The organism is Klebsiella sp. K-Nf6, assembly GCF_002806655.1.
Lineage (GTDB): Bacteria > Pseudomonadota > Gammaproteobacteria > Enterobacterales > Enterobacteriaceae > Klebsiella > Klebsiella variicola.
The window spans coordinates 129,058-146,892 of sequence record NZ_PIBN01000005.1 but is presented as its reverse complement, the minus strand read 5'-3'; the positions used below and the strand labels follow the sequence as shown (position 1 = coordinate 146,892).

The following is a 17,835-nucleotide window of genomic DNA, read 5'->3' as shown; positions in this document are numbered from 1 at the left end:
TAATAAATCTTATCCCGCCCACGACGTAATAAGTGATCAAGCTTACTGATATTCGCTATCATCAGCATATGATCTTGGGCACCAGGCCGGTTAAGGAAATAATCGTCGGCCAGAAAATATACTGAATCCTGGATATTCTGTGTATTTGGTGAATTCATTGGCAGCTTGAAAAGAAGGTTCACATGTTAAACAACATTCGTATCGAAGAAGATCTGTTGGGCACCAGGGAAGTTCCCGCGGACGCTTACTACGGCGTTCATACTCTGCGAGCGATTGAAAACTTCTACATTAGCAACAGCAAAATCAGCGACATACCAGAATTCGTGCGCGGCATGGTGATGGTGAAGAAAGCCGCCGCGCTAGCGAACAAGGAGCTGCAGACCATTCCCAAAAGCGCGGCAAATGCGATTATCGCCGCCTGTGACGAAGTCCTGAATAACGGCAAATGCATGGACCAGTTCCCGGTCGATGTCTTCCAGGGCGGGGCCGGCACTTCCGTAAACATGAACACCAACGAAGTCCTGGCGAACATCGGCCTTGAGCTGATGGGCCATCAGAAAGGCGAATACCAGTACCTGAACCCAAACGATCACGTCAACAAATGCCAGTCCACCAACGATGCCTACCCGACCGGATTCCGCATCGCGGTGTATGCCTCCATCCTGAAGTTAATCGATGCGATTAAACAGCTGGGCGAAGGCTTCCAGGCGAAAGCCGTGGAGTTCCAGGACATTCTCAAAATGGGCCGCACCCAGCTGCAGGACGCGGTACCGATGACCCTCGGCCAGGAGTTCCATGCCTTCAATGTGCTGCTTAATGAAGAGACCAAAAGCATTCTGCGCACCGCGGAGCTGCTGCTGGAGGTGAACCTCGGCGCCACCGCCATCGGTACACGCCTCAACACCCCGGACGGCTATCAACAGCTGGCGGTGCAGAAGCTGGCGGAAGTGAGCAACTTACCGGTCGTCCCGGCGGAAGATCTGATTGAAGCCACCTCGGACTGCGGGGCGTACGTTATGGTCCACAGCTCGCTCAAGCGTCTGGCGGTGAAACTGTCCAAGATCTGTAACGATCTGCGCCTGCTCTCTTCCGGTCCACGCGCGGGCCTCAACGAAATCAACCTGCCGGAGCTGCAGGCGGGTTCCTCTATTATGCCGGCGAAGGTTAACCCGGTAGTGCCGGAGGTGGTCAACCAGGTCTGCTTTAAAGTGATCGGCAACGACACCACGGTGACCATGGCCTCCGAAGCCGGGCAGCTGCAGCTGAACGTGATGGAGCCGGTGATCGGCCAGGCGATGTTCGAATCCATACATATCCTGACCAACGCCTGCTACAACCTGCTGGAGAAATGCGTTAACGGCATCACCGCCAATAAAGCGGTATGTGAAGGCTACGTCTACAACTCCATCGGCATCGTCACCTACCTCAACCCGTTTATCGGCCACCACAATGGCGATATCGTCGGCAAGATCTGCGCCGAAACCGGCAAGAGCGTGCGGGAAGTGGTGCTGGAGCGCGGGCTGCTAACGGCGGCAGAGCTGGATGACATTTTCTCCGCACAAAACCTGATGCATCCTGCTTATAAAGCGAAGCGTTATACCGATGAAAGCGAACAGTAATCTTTCCGGTTAGTCATTGAAAGGCATGTCAGCGATGACATGCCTTTTTGCTTTTTAGTTTTACTAAAATACAACAATCCAATATCAACTTGTTAAAAAACAAGGAAGGCATATATGTTTGGTGCAGAACTGGTTATTGTCCTGCTGGCGATTTATCTCGGCGCCAGGCTCGGCGGCATTGGTATCGGCTTTGCCGGTGGCCTTGGCGTCCTTGTCCTGACGCTTATTTTTCAAATCAAACCGGGTGCGATACCCTTCGACGTTATTGAAATCATCATGGCGGTCATCGCCGCTATCGCCGCCATGCAGGTCGCAGGCGGGATGGATTACCTGGTCAGCCTCGCCGAACGGATGCTGCGCCGCCACCCGAAGTACATTACCTTCCTTGCCCCGCTGGTGACCTGGTTTATGACCGTACTCGCCGGCACCGGCCATACCGCTTTCTCCACGCTGCCGGTGATCACCGAAGTGGCCAAAGAGCAAGGCATTCGCCCATCTCGTCCGCTGTCGATTGCGGTCGTCGCCTCTCAGATAGCGATCACCGCCTCACCTATCTCCGCCGCGGTGGTGTTCTTTGCCGGGATCCTTGAGCCGCTGGGCGTTAGCTACCTGACGCTGCTGGCCATCTGTATTCCGGTTACCCTGCTGGCGGTGATGCTTACTGCTATCGTTTGCAACTTCCTCGGCTGTGAACTAAAAGACGACCCCATTTATCAGGAGCGGCTGGCCAAGGGTGAAGTCAGACTGCGCGGCAGCCAGGTGTTTGAGCTGAAGCCGCACGCCAAACGTTCCGTTCTGCTGTTTCTGATCGGCATCGTGGCGGTGATGTTCTACGCCACGGCCATCAGCGATACCGTCGGCCTGATCAAGAACCCGGTGCTACCGCGTAACGAAGCGATCGTGGTGTTTATGCTGACCATCGCCACCCTGATTAGCATCACCTGTAAAATCGACACCGGCGAAGTGCTCAACGCCAGCACCTTTAAGTCCGGGATGAGCGCCTGCGTCTGCGTGCTCGGTGTCGCCTGGCTGGGCGATACCTTCGTTAAAGCGCACATCAGCGACATTCAGGCCGTGGCCGGCGACCTGCTGCACAATTACCCGTGGCTGCTGGCGGTGGTGCTGTTCTTCGCCGCCACGCTGCTCTACTCGCAGGCCGCCACCACCAAGGCGCTGATGCCCGCTGCGCTGCTGCTCGGCGTCAGCCCGCTGACGGCGATCGCCTCGTTTGCCGCCGTCTCGGCGCTGTTCGTCCTGCCAACCTATCCGACCCTGCTGGCGGCGGTGGAGATGGACGACACCGGCTCGACGCGCATCGGCAAATACGTCTTTAACCACGCCTTCCTGATCCCTGGCGTTATCGCTATCACGCTGTGCGTAATCCTGGGCTTTATCTTTGGCGGGATTATGCTGTAAATACCGCTGGCGGCGGGCCCAGCGCGGGCCCGCTGCCCGTTTCCCTCCCCTACCCCGATCGTGACGCTAATATCCCCGCATCTTGCGTGCTATAGTGCCTCTTTTCGCTGATACGAGGTTCATGATGACTACGCCTGATGCTGTTGTTGTGCTCTGTACCGCGCCGGATGAAGCGACCGCCCAGGATCTGGCGGCAAAAGCCCTTGCGGACAAGCTGGCCGCCTGTGCCACGCTGCTGCCGGGCGCCACCTCGCTCTATTACTGGGAAGGGAAACTCGAGCAGGAGTATGAAGTTCAGATGCTGCTCAAAACCGACCTTGCCCATCAGCAGGAGCTGCTGGATTGCCTGAAGACTCACCACCCGTATCAAACCCCTGAACTGCTGGTTCTACCCGTCATTCATGGAGACAACGATTACCTCTCATGGCTTACCGCATCATTACGCTGATCCTGCTGCTGTGCAGCACGTCAGCCACCGCCGGGTTATTCGACGCGCCGGGGCGCTCGAACTTCGTGCCTGCTGACCAGGCCTTCGCCTTTGACTTTCAGCAGCAACAGCACGATGTCAACCTGAGCTGGCAAATCAAGGATGGTTACTATCTTTATCGTCAACAGTTTACCTTCCGCGCCGCCGGGGCGACGATCGACGAACCGGCGCTCCCGGCGGGAGAGTGGCATCAAGATGAGTTTTACGGCAAAAGCGAGATTTTCCGCCAGCGCCTGACCGTGCCGATCTCAGTGAAGCAGGCGGAGAAAGGCGCCACCCTCACCGTCACCTGGCAGGGCTGCGCCGATGCTGGATTCTGTTATCCACCGGAAACGAAGGTGGTCCCGCTGAGCGCCGTGCTGGCGGCTTCATCCGACGGTCAAGCAACCGCCATCGAGCCCACACCATCGGCGAGCAGCCGTCCAGCGTTCAACCCGCCGCTGCCGGTTGAGCCACGACCGGCCCCGGAGATCGCCACATCGTCTGCGCCAGCCACCGCGCCACCAGCGGACGCCCCAGCCCGCCTGCCCTTTACGGCGCTGTGGGCGCTGCTGATTGGTATTGGTATCGCCTTCACCCCCTGCGTGCTGCCGATGTACCCGCTGATTTCCGGCATCGTGCTGGGCGGCAAACAGCGGCTTTCCACCGCGCGCGCCCTGTTGCTGGCCTTTATTTACGTCCAGGGGATGGCCTTAACCTACACCGCGCTGGGGCTGGTGGTGGCCGCCGCCGGTCTGCAGTTCCAGGCAGCCCTGCAGCACCCGTATGTCCTGGCAGGACTGTCAGCGGTGTTTATTCTGCTGGCGCTTTCCATGTTCGGCCTGTTCACGCTCCAGCTGCCCTCGTCGCTGCAGACGCGGCTGGCGCTGCTCAGCAATAAGCGTCAGGGCGGCTCGCCCGGCGGGGTCTTTGCGATGGGCGCCATTGCCGGGCTGATCTGCTCCCCCTGCACCACCGCGCCGCTGAGCGCCATCCTGTTGTATATCGCCCAGAGCGGTAATCTGTGGCTGGGCGGCGGCACGCTGTACCTTTACGCGCTGGGCATGGGTCTGCCATTGATCCTCGTCACCGTGTTTGGCAACCGTCTGCTGCCGAAGAGCGGCCCGTGGATGAGCCATGTGAAGACCGCCTTCGGGTTTGTGATCCTTGCCCTGCCCGTCTTCCTGCTGGAGCGCATAGTCGGCGACCCGTGGGGATTGCGTCTGTGGTCAATGCTCGGTGTCGCCTTCTTCAGCTGGGCGTTTATCACCTCGCTGGGCGCTACCCGGCCGTGGATGCGGTTGGTGCAAATCATCCTGCTTGCTGCCGCACTGGTCAGCGCGCGACCCCTGCAGGACTGGGCATTTGGCGCCCCGGCAGTCGAGCAGCAGGCGCATCTGACCTTCACCCGCGTCAGCTCGGTGGCCGAGCTTGACCAGGCGCTGGCGCAGGCAAAAGGCCAACCGGTGATGCTCGATCTTTACGCCGACTGGTGCGTGGCGTGCAAAGAGTTTGAAAAATACACCTTTAGTTCACCTGACGTGCAGCAGGCGCTGAAAGGTGCCGTGTTATTGCAGATTGATGTCACGAAGAACAGCCCGCAAGACGTCGCGCTGCTGAAACACCTGCAGGTGCTCGGTCTGCCGACGATCCTGTTCTTCAACGCTGAGGGTCAGGAACAGCCTGACCGGCGAGTCACCGGCTTTATGGATGCCGCGGCATTCAGCGCCCATTTGCGCGATTGGCAAGCGTGAGCGACACTTTAGGAGGAAAGATGGAGGAGAACACCGTGCTACGTGAAGACGTCCTGGCAGAAGCCATTAAAATTCTTGAAATTGAAGGTATCGCCAACACGTCGCTGGAGATGGTCGCTGAGCGCGTGTCCTGTCCCACGAGCGACCTGAAACGCTTCTGGCCCGATCGCGAAGCGCTGCTGTACGATGCGCTTCGCTATCTGAGCCAGCAGGTGGATGCCTGGCGTCGTCAGCTCCTGCTCGACGACACCTTAGGCGCAGAGCAAAAGCTGCTGGCACGCTATGCGGCGCTCACCACCTGCGTCAGCAACCACCGCTACCCCGGCTGTCTGTTTATCGCCGCCTGCACCTTCTACCCCGATCCCCAGCACCCGATTCACCAGCTGGCGGAACAGCAGAAGCAGGCTTCGCTGGCCTACACTCACGAGCTGCTGACGCAGTTAGAGGTGGATGATCCGGAAATGGTCGCCAAACAGATGGAGCTGATTGTCGAGGGCTGCCTGAGCCGCCTGCTGATCAAGCGTAGCCAGACGGATGTGGATACCGCCCGGCGACTGGCTGAAGATATTCTGCGCTTCGCTCAGTGCCGTATGGGCGGCGCCTTAACCTGATTCTGATATCCTAACCGCCACGGCGCGCCTATAATTTCCCCCTCACTGATTGCTGACAGGGATTGATATGCGCGCGTTCTTCTGGGTTGCCTGGCTGGGCCTCTGCTCTACGTCATTGCTGGCGGCTCCCCTGCAAGGTTTTTCCTTTGCGCAAAAGGACTGGGAGCTCGCCTGCGATAACACCGGCACCTGCCGGGCGGCGGGCTATGGCGTCCGCATGGGCGAGGTCAGCGTGCTGTTAACCCGCAATGCGGGCAGTGAACAGCGCCTCGCCGCCACGGCCACCTTTGCGCAAATCGAGCACGATATCCCCGCCGACTCCACCGCCAGCCTGCTGATCGACGATCGGGATCTCGGCGCGCTGGACGCCCAGGACGACAGCCATTTCCGTCTGGACAGCGATCAGACTACCGCCCTGCTACAGGCATTGACGAATCAGCGCAAAATCGAATTCACCCTTAACGGCCAGCACCTGCCGCTTTCCAGCGCCGGCAGCCGCGAGGTGCTGGGTAAAATGGATGCGTTTCAGCGACGCACCGGCACCGCCGACGCGCTGCTGGATAAAGGCGATGCCGGCGACGATGCCATTTTGCCAGCCACTCCCGCCCCGGAGATTATCGCCGCCCCGGTGATCCATAACGCGCAGCCGGTGGCGCTGAGCATACTCCAGCGCCAGAAGCTGCTGCCCTCCCTGACGCCGCTGCTGAACCAGCGCTGTGACGACTGGCAGAACCCAGCCATCCCGGCGGCAGAGCGCCAGATCACGCTCACCGCGCTGGATAAAACCCATTCTCTGGTGCAGGCGCTCTGCTGGCGAGCGCCCTATAACGATGGCTATGCGCTGTGGCTGGTCGATAACGCCCAGCTGAACAAGCCACGGTTGCTGACCACCGAGGCCTCCAGCTACGCCAACGGTACTATCATCTTTTTGCGCAAAGAACGGGGCATTGCCGACTGCCTAACCGGCGAAACGCGCGTCTGGGAGGGTAAAACCTTTACCCCCAGCCTAAAGTACAGCACCGGTATGTGTCGGGAAATCACCCCCGGCGGCACCTGGATGCTGCCGACCTTTGTCAGCCAGGTGATCCCCAGGCAGCAGAAAGAGGCGGATAACCTCGCCCTGCGAACGCTGTATAACGCAGTGCTGAAAGCGCAAAAAAGCGATCCAGAACTGGCGTTGAATAAGGTCGCCGAGCAGTTTCCGTTAACCGGCCATATTACCGACTTCACGCTCACTTACGCCGATGACACCCTGGTTTCGACCAGCAAACCTTCCCCGGATATCAGCGATGACGAATGGCAGGCGTTTCTGCGCTCCTCGATCAGCGCAGATTCAGAAAACGGTAAAGTCAGCTTTACCCTGATCGATCTCGATGGCGACGGCAAACGCGATCTGATCATCGACAGCTACGTGGGCGGCACCGGGCTCTTCAGCTACACCGGGGTGCTCCGGCGCGGCGATAATGACTTTGCCGCCGTCGATGGCAGCGACAGTGATAACGGCGATGATTTCGATGCCGGGGTGCCCGGCGCCCTCTTTTCCATCAATGGCCGCGGGGCTAACCAGTGGAACCACTGGGTCAAAATCAACGGCCAGGTGTATGCCCTGTGGTACAACGGCCAGTTTGGCGAAGATAATCTCTACCTGCTGCGCCCGTTCAGCACCGCGAGCCAGACGCCCGTGGTGACGGTTCGCTATCGCTATACGCTGAACAGCATACGCTCCCCGGAGAAAGACCAGCCGTTAACCCCACCCCTCAGCGACGGCGATAAAGCGGACCTGCTGCGTTCGCTGGAGGTCATGCAGGGCAGCCTGCTGAAAGACAAACCCGCCAGCGACAACGACGCGCCGATCTGCCCCATCCCACCGGGCACCTCCGCCGACGAGGCGGATAACTACTACAGCGGCGTCGCCGTCAACTATATCTATGAGACAGTGGCCTATATTCCGGTCTGGCTGAACGGGAAGTGTTATATCGGCACTATTTTCAGCCACCATGGCGCCTATCGTCACGGCGTGGATGCGGAAATTACGCTGAGCTCGCCGCGTGAGGATGAAGAGGTCATTGGCGATTATATTATCTCCGGGTTGCGCCACGTTATCGCTATTACCAGCGGCTGGAAAACCCGCGAGGGCGATAACGGCATGCAGTGAAGTTAAGCCAAAACGCGCCTTTGAACGCAGAATTGCCGCAAAGATAAGCAATCGATACGTAATTTAAGAAATTTGGTTGACGGGCTGGGCGGATTACGGTTTAATGCGCCCCGTTGCCCGGATAGCTCAGTCGGTAGAGCAGGGGATTGAAAATCCCCGTGTCCTTGGTTCGATTCCGAGTCCGGGCACCACTTATTCAGAGAACCCAGCCTATGGCTGGGTTTTTGCTTTTCTGCATCCGGACTCTTCATCGAACTCTGTTCGATTATTCGCCGCACAGCGGCTCACCCCTTCGGGGCCAGCGCGACAAGCGCGCTGTTCAACGCCTGCGGCGTTAGTCCGAGTCCGGGCACCACTATTTAAAGAACCCGCCCAAAAGGCGGGTTTTTGCTTTTCTGTATCCGGACTCTCCATCGAACTCCACTCTATGATCCCCTGCCCGGCGGCGCTGCGCTTGCGTGGGCCTACGCTGTTTGAGCCTGCAGGGGGACCCGTAGGCCGGATAAGGCATTTATGCCGCCATCCGGCACAACCGCGGGTACGGTGTCTGATGTGTATCGCCCGGCGGCGCTGCGCTTGCGCGGATCTGCGCTGTTTGAGCCTGCAGGGGGACCCGTAGGCCAGATAAGGCATTTATGCCGCCATCCGGCACAACCACGGGTACGGTGTCTGATGTGTATCGCCCGGCGGCGCTGCGCTTGCGCGGGCCTACGCTGTTTGAACCTGCGAGAGCCCCGTAGGCCGTCAGGCAAACGCCATGAAGAAAGGGATTACTCGGCGGCCGTTTTCCCTTTGCCGGGTAGCCTGAACGCTTCGCCATAGGGCTTCGCGATACCCATGCGATACTGCGTCTCTTTGGCCGCCTGGTGGAGGTCGGCAAACTCCTCTTTCGGCGCTGGCGGACGTTGCGCCTTTTTCAGACACTGATTACGATGGTGACGGATCCACTCTCTGTCATCATCGTTCAGGCAGCGCTGCATCACCTCAATCCACCTGGATGCCGCCCGACGGTAGAGCCCACACGCCTCTAACCGTTCAGCAATACTGTCCCTTATTCTCATCCACCTCGCTCCTCTGATGCTTTCACGATATCCCATGGTATTCCGACACCTGAGCCGGAATACCATGGTAGAGTTAATTTATGACAAAACTATTCCAGTGCAGCGCAAGGAATATATTCATTATAATAATCGCTGTGCATAGCAAACCGCATTCGCGGTAATTACTTCCAAAGAGCTCCGGAATTATATGTCGAATGCCGCCATAGATACCGGATGGTATCGACGGTTGTACCTATCAATAGCTATTTAATTTATTATATTTCCGTTATCCAATACCTTGCGATGTTATCCACTCTCTGTACAGCGAAGCCTCATGGCGAGCTACCGGCGTGCTCCAGCAGTTTATTTCTAAAGATAAATAAGCAAGCCTCATTGAAATTATCTAACCCCAGTCGCTCATAAAGCGCAGTGCGCTTCCGGTAAAGGCCTTTTACCGAGGTATTCAGATTCACCGCCACCTCCTCCATGGTCATACCCGCCCCAAGCAAACGAAGCATTAACTGTTCAGTCAAACTTAAGCGCAGATCGTCAAACCACTCTTTGGTCAGCCGCTTGCTCTTCATCTCCAGAAAAAGCCCAAATAATGTCGCCATATCGGCGGGTGATAATGACATGTTTAAAAACGATTTCAGACTCAGTAAATGCTCTTCCCGATGGCGCATGTCGAGGACAATACAACATATTCGCTTTCTGGATTGTGCCGCCTCCATCACCAGGTAATCGTAATGACAAAGCGGCGAACGGCTATCAACCAGCAGAGAGACCTCATCAACCTCATTATCTAAAATCGCTTTTCCGCTAGAATCTAACTGAATGATATCAGGAAAGAAATTCTTAACACCTTGAAAGAGATAGTAATCCTGGGTAACCAATATCATTGAAGTTGCCACAAATCGTCCCTTTAACATTTAATCAACAAATTCTCGTCAACCAGACGTTTTCCCTCCCCTGTGAAACGCTTCGCATGGCGGTAAAAATAACGAGACCTGTGATTTATCATTAGCGCGGCATCTAAATCTGGCTGTGAAAAACCTCCTTGCGTTCTGACGGGAAATAAACAGATTAATTATAAATAAAAAAATCCCACAGAAAAGATGCTTTTTCTGCTATTGAGAATTTTTGTCAGAAATCATCTTAAATATCCACAAAAAATCATCACATACTCGCCAATATATCTTATTGTTCATTTTTGAAACAAAATTTCATCTGCCGCTCTTTTTTATTTATTTCAGTTAGTTAAAGAACAGCCTCTCAACGCCAGTGTTCAATCAAAGCCGATTTTACAGATTTATCTTAAAACGCAGTTCATCATTTACCCATATTTATCCGCTGCCATATCGGGTATAAATTATCCATCCAATTATCGACAGGAGATATGTTTATTACTTTGCAATAAGTCATTCACCCGCAGTGCCAGTCAGCTAAATGGGACCATCCTCATCCTTTAACTCACCGTCAAAGGACGGTCGTGTTGTGCAATGGATTCTTGATGAACATATGGCAAATAGAAATGGAAAGATCACCTTATTCAAATACGTTATTGTTTAATCGCAACACGAAACTCTCGCTGTCAATCGGCTTACTTTTGCTCTTCCCGGCGCTGGTTCAGGGAGCAGATTCGCTCTATGACCAGCAGATCCTGCAAGCGCGTCAAGGCCAGTATGCCCCCTTTCTCTCTTATCTTCAGCAGTACCAGCTGCGGCATGCCTTAACCCCTTCTCAGGTGGCGGACTGGCTGCAGGTAGCCCTCTGGGCTGGTCAGGACGATGAAGTGGTGAAAGTCTGGCGACGCTACCAGGTCTATATGCCGCTTCCCGCACGCGGCACCGCGGCGGCGGCGCAGGCCCTGCGCAACCAGAAACAGTGGCAAGCCTCGCTCACCCTCTGGCAGCAAGCCCTAAGCCAGGCACCCGACGACGATTATCGTATCGGCTATATCAAAACGCTGGCCGATGCCCGCAAGGACGGCGAGGCACTCAGTGAAGCGCGTCGCCTGGTGGCGGAGCAGGCGAGCACCGCGCACCTGCAAACGCTCTCATATGTCTACCTGCGGCTTGGCAAAAGCTGGGACCAGCTGCTGGTGGACACGCAGATCCTCGATCGTGAGCCGCAAAACAAAGCTGCGCTGACCAGCCTGATGGCGACCCTGACCCGCAACCGGATCGATTCCCCTGCTCTCGGCCTGGCGGATAGTGTTGAACTGACGCCTGCGGAAAAGCGCAATCTGCAGTTGAACGCCGCTGCCGAACTGGTGCGCCTTGCTGATACGCCTTCCCGCGAAGAAAACGCGCGTTACGCGCTGGCCCGCACGGCGCTCACGCAGTATGACGCGATGATCGCCGCCTGGCACCCCGATCCCCAGGCTGCGCCCGACATCATCCGGGCGCGCATTGATCGTCTTGGCGCCCTGTACGCCAATGCAGATTACGCGCAGGTCATCCGCGAATACCAAAATCTCATCGCGCAGCAGCAGACCGTTCCCGACTGGGCCATCGGCTGGGTCATCTCCTCTTATATCGCCCTTAAGCAAATTGAGCCTGCGCTGACGCTTATTCACCAGCATCCCTCGTGGCTGACAAGCCAACAGAATGAGGAACACGAGCTTTTCTACGCCCTGCTGGACACCGGTCAGTACCCGGCGGCGCAACAGTATGTCGCCCGCCTCACCCGGAATGCACCCTACATCCGTCGTCTCTACGGTTCGCCGACGCCGCAGCCGAATGACGACTGGCTCACCGCACAGTCGCTTAACGTGCACTATTTAGCGGCCACCAACGCCCTGCCGCAGGCCGAAGCCCGGATGCAGCGCCTGGCGGCAACGGCCCCCGGCAATCAGGGCCTGCAGATAGATTATGCCGCCCTTCTGCAGGACAGAGGGCTACCGCGAGCCGCCGAAAGCCAGCTAAAAGCAGCGGAATCTATGGATCCCACCAGCCTGCAGCTGGAGCGCCAGCAGGCCTGGGTCGCCCTCGATCTGCAGGAGTGGCGGCAAATGGAACTGCTGACTGACGATGTCATCGCCCGCTCGCCACGAGATCTGAATACCCAACGCTTAGCCAGAGCCCGCGAGGTCCATCATCTTTCCGAACTTCGCCTGAGTGTTGGCAAAGGATTGCACTCCGACAACCCGGTCAGCGGTACCCACGACCTCAGTTTTGAGACGGCGATCTACAGTCCGCCGCTAGCCGACAGCTGGCGATTGTTCGGCGGGCACCGCTTCGCTGAAGGCAATTTTGAAGAGGGAAAAGGCAGCCGTCGCCAGCTGTTCGCCGGCGTTGAATGGCGCCCGCGCGACTACTGGGGCGAGCTTGAACTCTCCAGCGTCAATTTTCACGGCGAGAACAAACCCGGCGTCCGCCTTTCCGCCGCGCATGACGTCAGCGATCGCTGGCAGCTGGGCGGCGAACTGGAGCGGATTTCGCAGCAGACCCCGCTGCGCGCGTTACGCAACGGCGTCAGCGCCAACCGCGGCGAAGGCTGGCTGCGCTGGTATCAAAACGAACGCCGGGAGTACCGCGTCAGCGTGGCCGCCAGCCGGTTTACCGACCACAACCGCCGCCAGGAGTACACCCTCTCCGGTAAAGAACGCCTCTGGCAGACGCCGTGGTTAACGCTGGATCTGCAGCCCGGTCTGTCGGCCAGCACCAATAGCCGCACCGACACCGCCTACTACAGTCCGGCACGGGACCTCGCCGCCACCGCGGCGCTGGCCGTCGATCACACGCTTTACCAGCGCTATGACACCGTCTGGAGCCAGCAGCTACTCGCCGGCGGCGGCAGCTACTGGCAAAAAAATCACGCCGCCGGCGCGATCACGGTGCTGGGCTACGGGCAGCGCCTGCGCTGGAACAACGTCGTCGACACCGGGGTGATGCTGAACTGGGACAAACGCCCCTACGACGGTAAACGCGAAAACAACCTCGCCATCACTCTTGATGCAAATATACGGTTTTAAGGATGACCATGCTGAACACGACCCTGCGCAACGGCCTGATGCTTCTCGTCTGGCTGTGCCTTATCTTCAGCGTGCGTGCTGAGGAAGTCCCCTTCCTCGCCCCGCAGCAGCGCCCCCAACTGGAGGCCAATCAACCCTGGCCGGCGGATCGCTTTCTGGTGCTGGCCTACCATGATGTCGAAGACGACGCCGCCGACCAGCGTTATCTTTCAGTGCGCACCAGCGCGCTCAACGAGCAGATCGCCTGGCTGCTGCATCACGGCTACCATGCGGTGAGCGTCCAGGACATTCTTGACGCGCACCATGGCGTTAAGCCGCTGCCGGCCAGGGCTTTTCTTCTCAGCTTCGACGATGGCTATAGCAGCTTTTACACCCGCGTCTGGCCGCTGCTTAAAGCCTGGAATGTTCCGGCGCTCTGGGCGCCGGTGGGCAGCTGGGTGGACACTCCCGCCGGGCAGCCCGTTAATTTTGGCGGCCTGATGACACCGCGCGATCGCTTCGCCACCTGGGAGATGGTGCGCGAGCTTAGCCGCTCGCCGCTGGTGGAAATCGGCTCGCACACCTGGGCCTCTCACTACGGCCTACCGGCCAATCCGCAGGGCAGCCGCGAGCCCGCCGCCGCCAACCGCGGCTGGGATAAAACCACCGGTCGTTATGAAAGCGACGCGCAGTTTACCCGGCGCATGGCCGATGACGTGCAGAAAGTGACGGCGAAAATCCACGAGGTCGCCGGGAAAGCACCGCGCGCCTGGGTGTGGCCCTATGGCGCCGCCAGCGGCAGTACCCTGGCTATCGCCAAACAGCAGGGCTATCAGCTGGCGTTTACGCTGAACGACGGCCTGGGCAACGTGAAGGACCTGGACAATATTCCGCGCCTGCTGATCGCCGGGAATCCGTCGATCAAGGCGTTTGCCAACGCCGTAACCCAGATCCAGGAAGCCGATCCTGTTCGGGTGATGCATGTGGATCTGGACTATGTCTATGATCCCAATCCCGTCCAGCAGGCGAAGAATATCGATAAGCTGGTGCAGCGCGTCTATGACATGAAAATCAGCCATGTCTTTCTGCAGGCCTTTTCCGACCCGCAGGGCGACGGCACGGTCAAGTCGCTCTATTTCCCTAACCGCTGGCTGCCGATGCGCGCCGACCTGTTTAACTTCGTCTCCTGGCAGTTGCAGACCCGCGGCGGTGTGAAGGTGTATGCCTGGATGCCGGTGCTGGCCTTCGATCTCTCGTCCGATCTGCCGCGCGTTCAGCGCTGGGATCCGCAAACCGGCAAGGCATTACTTGCCCGCCAGCCGTACGTTCGCCTGTCGCCCTGGGATCCCCGGGTTCGCCAGCAGATCACCGACATCTATGAAGATCTGGCCCGGCACGCCAGCTTCAGCGGGATTCTGTTTCACGATGACGCCGTGCTGACCGATTTTGAAGACGTGAGCCCGGAGGCGGTCGCCGCCTGGCGGCAGACGGGTCTGGGACACGATGCCGGCCCGGTGCCCCAAAGTCCGCAAGAGCGCCAGGCATGGATGCGTTTCAAAAGCCAAACCCTGACCCGCTTCACTCTGGATCTACGCCAGGCGGTGCAGGCCATCCGCGGCCCGCAGGTGAAAACGGCGCGTAATCTCTTCGCCCTGCCGATCCTGGAGCCGCAGAGCGAAGCCTGGTTCGCGCAGAATCTGGATGACTTTCTTGCCGCCTATGACTGGACGGTACCCATGGCGATGCCGCTGATGGAGTCCGTACCGATTGACGCCAGCCAGGCCTGGCTGACGCGGCTGGTCCAGGCCGTCGCCAGCCACCCGGGCGCGCTGAAGAAAACCATCTTTGAACTGCAGGCCAGAGACTGGAACCGACGCCAGCAAAACGCCATTCCCGACCAGCAGCTAGCGGACTGGATGCGTTTGCTGCGGCTGAACGGCGTCAAAAATTACGGCTACTACCCTGACGATTTTATTAACAACCAGCCTGATATCTCCCGTATCAGGCCGCAATTTTCTTCCTGGTGGTACCCTGACCATGACTGATCGCATCATCGCATTGTGCATTTTATGCCTCGTATTCGGGCTGCCGTTAGGTGTCGCAGCGGTATTTACCGGCGAGCTCATCCTCGACTTTGTCTTTTTCTGGCCGCTGTTTATGTCAGTGCTGTGGATCACCGGGGGCCTTTACTTCTGGTTTCAGCTGGAACGCCACTGGCCATGGGGGGAGGATACCCCGCCGCCGACGCTGCCGGGCAATCCGCTGATTTCGATCCTGATCCCTTGTTTTAACGAGGAGAAAAACGCCCGGGAAACCATCAGCGCGGCGCTGGCCCAGCGTTACGCCAATCTCGAAGTGATCGCCATTAACGACGGCTCTTCGGACAACACCGCCCAGGTGCTCCAGCAGCTGGCGCAGGAGGAGCCGAAGCTGCGGGTGATCCACCTGGCCGCCAATCAGGGAAAAGCGGTGGCGCTCAAAGCAGGCGCCGCCGCCGCCCGCGGCGATCTGCTGGTCTGCATCGATGGCGACGCCCTGCTGGACCGGGATACCGCGGCCTGGCTGGTCGCGCCGTTGATCCACTATCCGCACGTCGGGGCGGTCACCGGCAACCCGCGGATCCGCACCCGATCCACGCTGATCGGTCGCATTCAGGTGGGAGAATTCTCGTCGATCATTGGGCTTATCAAGCGGACGCAGCGGATCTATGGCCGGGTCTTTACCGTCTCCGGTGTGATTGCCGCCTTCCGGCGCCAGGCGCTGGCGGACGTCGGCTACTGGAGCCCGGATATGATCACCGAAGATATTGATATCAGCTGGAAGCTTCAGCTCCGCCACTGGGACATCTTTTTCGAGCCGCGGGCGCTGTGCTGGATCCTGATGCCGGAGACCCTTAAAGGGTTATGGAAGCAGCGTCTGCGCTGGGCGCAGGGAGGCGCGGAGGTTTTCCTGGTTAACCTCCGTCGTCTGTTTCACTGGGAGCATCATCGGATGTGGCCGCTGTTTCTGGAGTATGCCTGCTCCACGCTGTGGGCCTTTGCCTACGCGGTTACCATTCTGCTGTTTATCCTCAGCCGCCTGATGCCGCTGCCTGACAATCTGGCGGTGCACAGCCTGTTTCCGCCGGAGTTCACCGGCATGCTGCTTGGCGTGATGTGCCTGCTGCAGTTCGTCGCCAGTCTGTATATCGAGCGACGCTACGAGAAAAAGGTCGCCAAATCGCTGTTCTGGGTGATCTGGTTCCCGATGGTTTACTGGATGATCGGCCTGCTGACCACGCTGGTCGCTTTTCCAAAAGTGATGGTGAAACGTCAACGTTCCCGCGCGCGCTGGGTGAGTCCGGACCGGGGAAAAGGAAGCCTGTGATGAATGAAAATACGCTCATCTTAACCGAACACCGTGTGCTGCCCCGGCTGGTCGACGCCGGTTTAACGCTGCTGGCCTGGCTTGGTTTTCTGTTCTTTCTGTACGCCAATTTGCTGATGCAGTTCATCGCGCCGCCCTCTCCGCGCTGGGAGTCGCTGATGGCTTCACTGAATACGGCGCTGGTGTATCTGCTGATTGCCGCGCTGAACGGCTGGCTGTTGATCCTCTGGTACCACTACAACCGGCGCCGCGCCCGCACCCGGCATCATACCGCGGTGCTCACCCTGCGACATGATGAGCTGGCGAGCAGCTTTAACGTTGCGCCGCAAATTATCTCGGAGATGAGCCGCTATAATTTGCTCACCGTTTACCACGATCAAATCGGGCAGATTATTGATTTAAAAAGCCACGCGTTACCGCCGCCGCAGGAAGAGAGCGAGCGCGCATGAGAGCAAGGCCGCCGTCGGCGGCCTGGATAGGTAACGACGTCGGGGATCAGCCGCCGGCTTTTTTGATGGCGGCTTCCAGCGAGGCCTGATCCGCCAGCCCCGGGAAGACGGTGATGCTGGCTTCCGTGGCGCCGGTGGTCGGCATCACGATCACGCCCGGCGTGCCACTCAGACCAATCTCCTGCGCCAGGTCGTTAATGCTCTGCAGCACCGGTTCGACGTCGGTGGCCTTCTTCGCATCAAAGCCGGCTTTCTTCGCCTGCTGCTGGATATCCGCCGTCGTCAGCTTACCTTCGTTATGGCCGGTAGCGTAAATCCCGTTATGGTAGGCCAGATAGGCATCCGCCCCTTTCTGCTGATAGATCTGCAGGCCGGTTTTTGCCGCCTCCAGCGAGCTTTCCCAGCGGCCGCCGAAAATCGGCCACTCTTTAAAGGCGAAGCGGGTCTGCGGGTGCGCTTTAATCACCTGCTCCATCACCGGCGCCAGACGGCTGCAGTAGACGCACTGGTAGTCGAAGAATTCGATCACCGTGACTTTGCCATTGGCCGGGCCGTAGGTCGGGGTATTTTTATCCTGGGTCAATACAGCCGCGTTTTTCAGCACCGCCTGGGTGGCCGCGCTGGCCTGCTGTTCAGCCTGTATTTGCTGCAATTTCTGGCTCGCCTGCAGGAGGACTTCCGGGTGGGCGACCAGGTAGTCGGCGGCGATTTTGCCGATTTTCGCCTCCTGTTCCGGGGTGAAGGTCGCCGGCGCGTCAGCGGCAGAGGCCATCGCCGGCAGTAAGACAGCGCTCAGCAGGGCGACAGAGAGGTATTTCTTGTGGCCAGACATAGTGGGGATCCTTGCGATAAGTGAACGGCAGGTGAGTCTGGGTGACAAAATATCACCCTTTTTCGCCGAAGCCTTGCCCAACGGCGCGTTGATTCGTAACTTTATTTTTCAGGCTCGCTTTTCCCGCGCGACGGCGCGGGTCTGCGTCAGTGGTCAATGCGCCCCAGGCGGA

At 58.3% G+C, this 17,835-nt stretch carries 13 protein-coding genes, 1 tRNA gene and 1 pseudogene; 12 read left to right on the top strand and 3 right to left on the bottom strand.

Annotated features, from left to right (window positions below; translation table 11 throughout):
• Positions 1 to 182: 182 nt before the first annotated feature.
• The 7 genes from aspA to CWM61_RS10760 all read left to right on the top strand — a co-directional run bounded on the left by aspA (position 183) and on the right by CWM61_RS10760 (position 8,212).
• Complete coding sequence (gene aspA, locus CWM61_RS10790; RefSeq protein WP_002885424.1) at positions 183 to 1,619, top strand: aspartate ammonia-lyase; 1,437 nt, start codon at positions 183 to 185, stop codon at positions 1,617 to 1,619.
• A 114-nt stretch (positions 1,620 to 1,733) separates the two neighbouring features.
• On the top strand, positions 1,734 to 3,035 hold the full coding sequence (locus CWM61_RS10785; protein ID WP_008807221.1) for an anaerobic C4-dicarboxylate transporter: 1,302 nt from the start codon (positions 1,734 to 1,736) through the stop codon (positions 3,033 to 3,035).
• Positions 3,036 to 3,159: 124 nt separating this feature from the next.
• Entirely contained in the window at positions 3,160 to 3,483 is a 324-nt protein-coding gene (gene cutA / locus CWM61_RS10780; protein WP_074387304.1) for a divalent cation tolerance protein CutA, read from the top strand.
• Entirely contained in the window at positions 3,459 to 5,255 is a 1,797-nt protein-coding gene (locus CWM61_RS10775) for a protein-disulfide reductase DsbD (RefSeq protein ID WP_100631223.1), read from the top strand. Before cutA ends, CWM61_RS10775 begins: the two co-directional genes overlap by 25 nt.
• A 35-nt stretch (positions 5,256 to 5,290) precedes the next feature.
• Positions 5,291 to 5,866: a transcriptional regulator gene (locus CWM61_RS10770; protein WP_074387375.1), complete on the top strand. Its 576-nt coding sequence runs from the start codon at positions 5,291 to 5,293 to the stop codon at positions 5,864 to 5,866.
• Between the two features lie 67 nt (positions 5,867 to 5,933).
• A complete protein-coding gene (locus tag CWM61_RS10765) occupies positions 5,934 to 8,021 on the top strand; it encodes a DUF1176 domain-containing protein (protein WP_074387306.1) in 2,088 nt (695 codons plus the stop codon).
• Between the two features lie 115 nt (positions 8,022 to 8,136).
• Positions 8,137 to 8,212: transfer RNA gene (locus CWM61_RS10760), tRNA-Phe, on the top strand.
• Between the two features lie 579 nt (positions 8,213 to 8,791).
• Here CWM61_RS10760 and CWM61_RS10750 read toward each other — a convergent pair.
• Complete coding sequence (locus CWM61_RS10750; RefSeq protein ID WP_061156062.1) at positions 8,792 to 9,082, bottom strand: PerC family transcriptional regulator; 291 nt, start codon at positions 9,080 to 9,082, stop codon at positions 8,792 to 8,794.
• A 206-nt stretch (positions 9,083 to 9,288) separates the two neighbouring features.
• On the opposite strand from CWM61_RS10750, the pseudogene CWM61_RS29845 reads away from it, so the two are divergent.
• A pseudogene (locus CWM61_RS29845) lies at positions 9,289 to 9,396 on the top strand (hypothetical protein); the annotation flags it as partial.
• On the opposite strand, the gene CWM61_RS10745 reads toward CWM61_RS29845, so the two are convergent.
• Positions 9,394 to 9,960 carry a helix-turn-helix transcriptional regulator gene (locus CWM61_RS10745; protein ID WP_074387307.1) on the bottom strand — a complete coding sequence of 189 codons (567 nt, stop codon included), beginning with the start codon at positions 9,958 to 9,960 and terminating at the stop codon, positions 9,394 to 9,396. The pseudogene CWM61_RS29845 and the gene CWM61_RS10745 sit on opposite strands and share 3 nt — an antisense overlap.
• A gap of 632 nt (positions 9,961 to 10,592) precedes the next feature.
• Here CWM61_RS10745 and pgaA point away from each other — a divergent pair.
• From pgaA to pgaD, 4 genes are read left to right on the top strand one after another with little or no spacing between them, the layout of a single operon-like run.
• Entirely contained in the window at positions 10,593 to 13,037 is a 2,445-nt protein-coding gene (gene pgaA, locus CWM61_RS10740) for a poly-beta-1,6 N-acetyl-D-glucosamine export porin PgaA (RefSeq protein WP_165785144.1), read from the top strand.
• An 8-nt stretch (positions 13,038 to 13,045) separates the two neighbouring features.
• Positions 13,046 to 15,061, top strand: a complete 2,016-nt coding sequence (gene pgaB, locus CWM61_RS10735) for a poly-beta-1,6-N-acetyl-D-glucosamine N-deacetylase PgaB (protein ID WP_074387377.1) — start codon at positions 13,046 to 13,048, stop codon at positions 15,059 to 15,061.
• A complete protein-coding gene (pgaC, locus tag CWM61_RS10730) occupies positions 15,054 to 16,382 on the top strand; it encodes a poly-beta-1,6-N-acetyl-D-glucosamine synthase (RefSeq protein ID WP_032736701.1) in 1,329 nt (442 codons plus the stop codon). The genes pgaB and pgaC overlap by 8 nt, the downstream gene beginning before the upstream one ends.
• Positions 16,382 to 16,831: a poly-beta-1,6-N-acetyl-D-glucosamine biosynthesis protein PgaD gene (gene pgaD, locus CWM61_RS10725; RefSeq protein ID WP_008807231.1), complete on the top strand. Its 450-nt coding sequence runs from the start codon at positions 16,382 to 16,384 to the stop codon at positions 16,829 to 16,831. The genes pgaC and pgaD overlap by 1 nt, the downstream gene beginning before the upstream one ends.
• A gap of 46 nt (positions 16,832 to 16,877) precedes the next feature.
• On the opposite strand, the gene CWM61_RS10720 is transcribed toward pgaD, so the two are convergent.
• Positions 16,878 to 17,663, bottom strand: coding sequence for a DsbA family protein (locus CWM61_RS10720; RefSeq protein WP_008807232.1), 786 nt, complete (start codon positions 17,661 to 17,663; stop codon positions 16,878 to 16,880).
• Between the last annotated feature and the right edge of the window lie 172 nt (positions 17,664 to 17,835).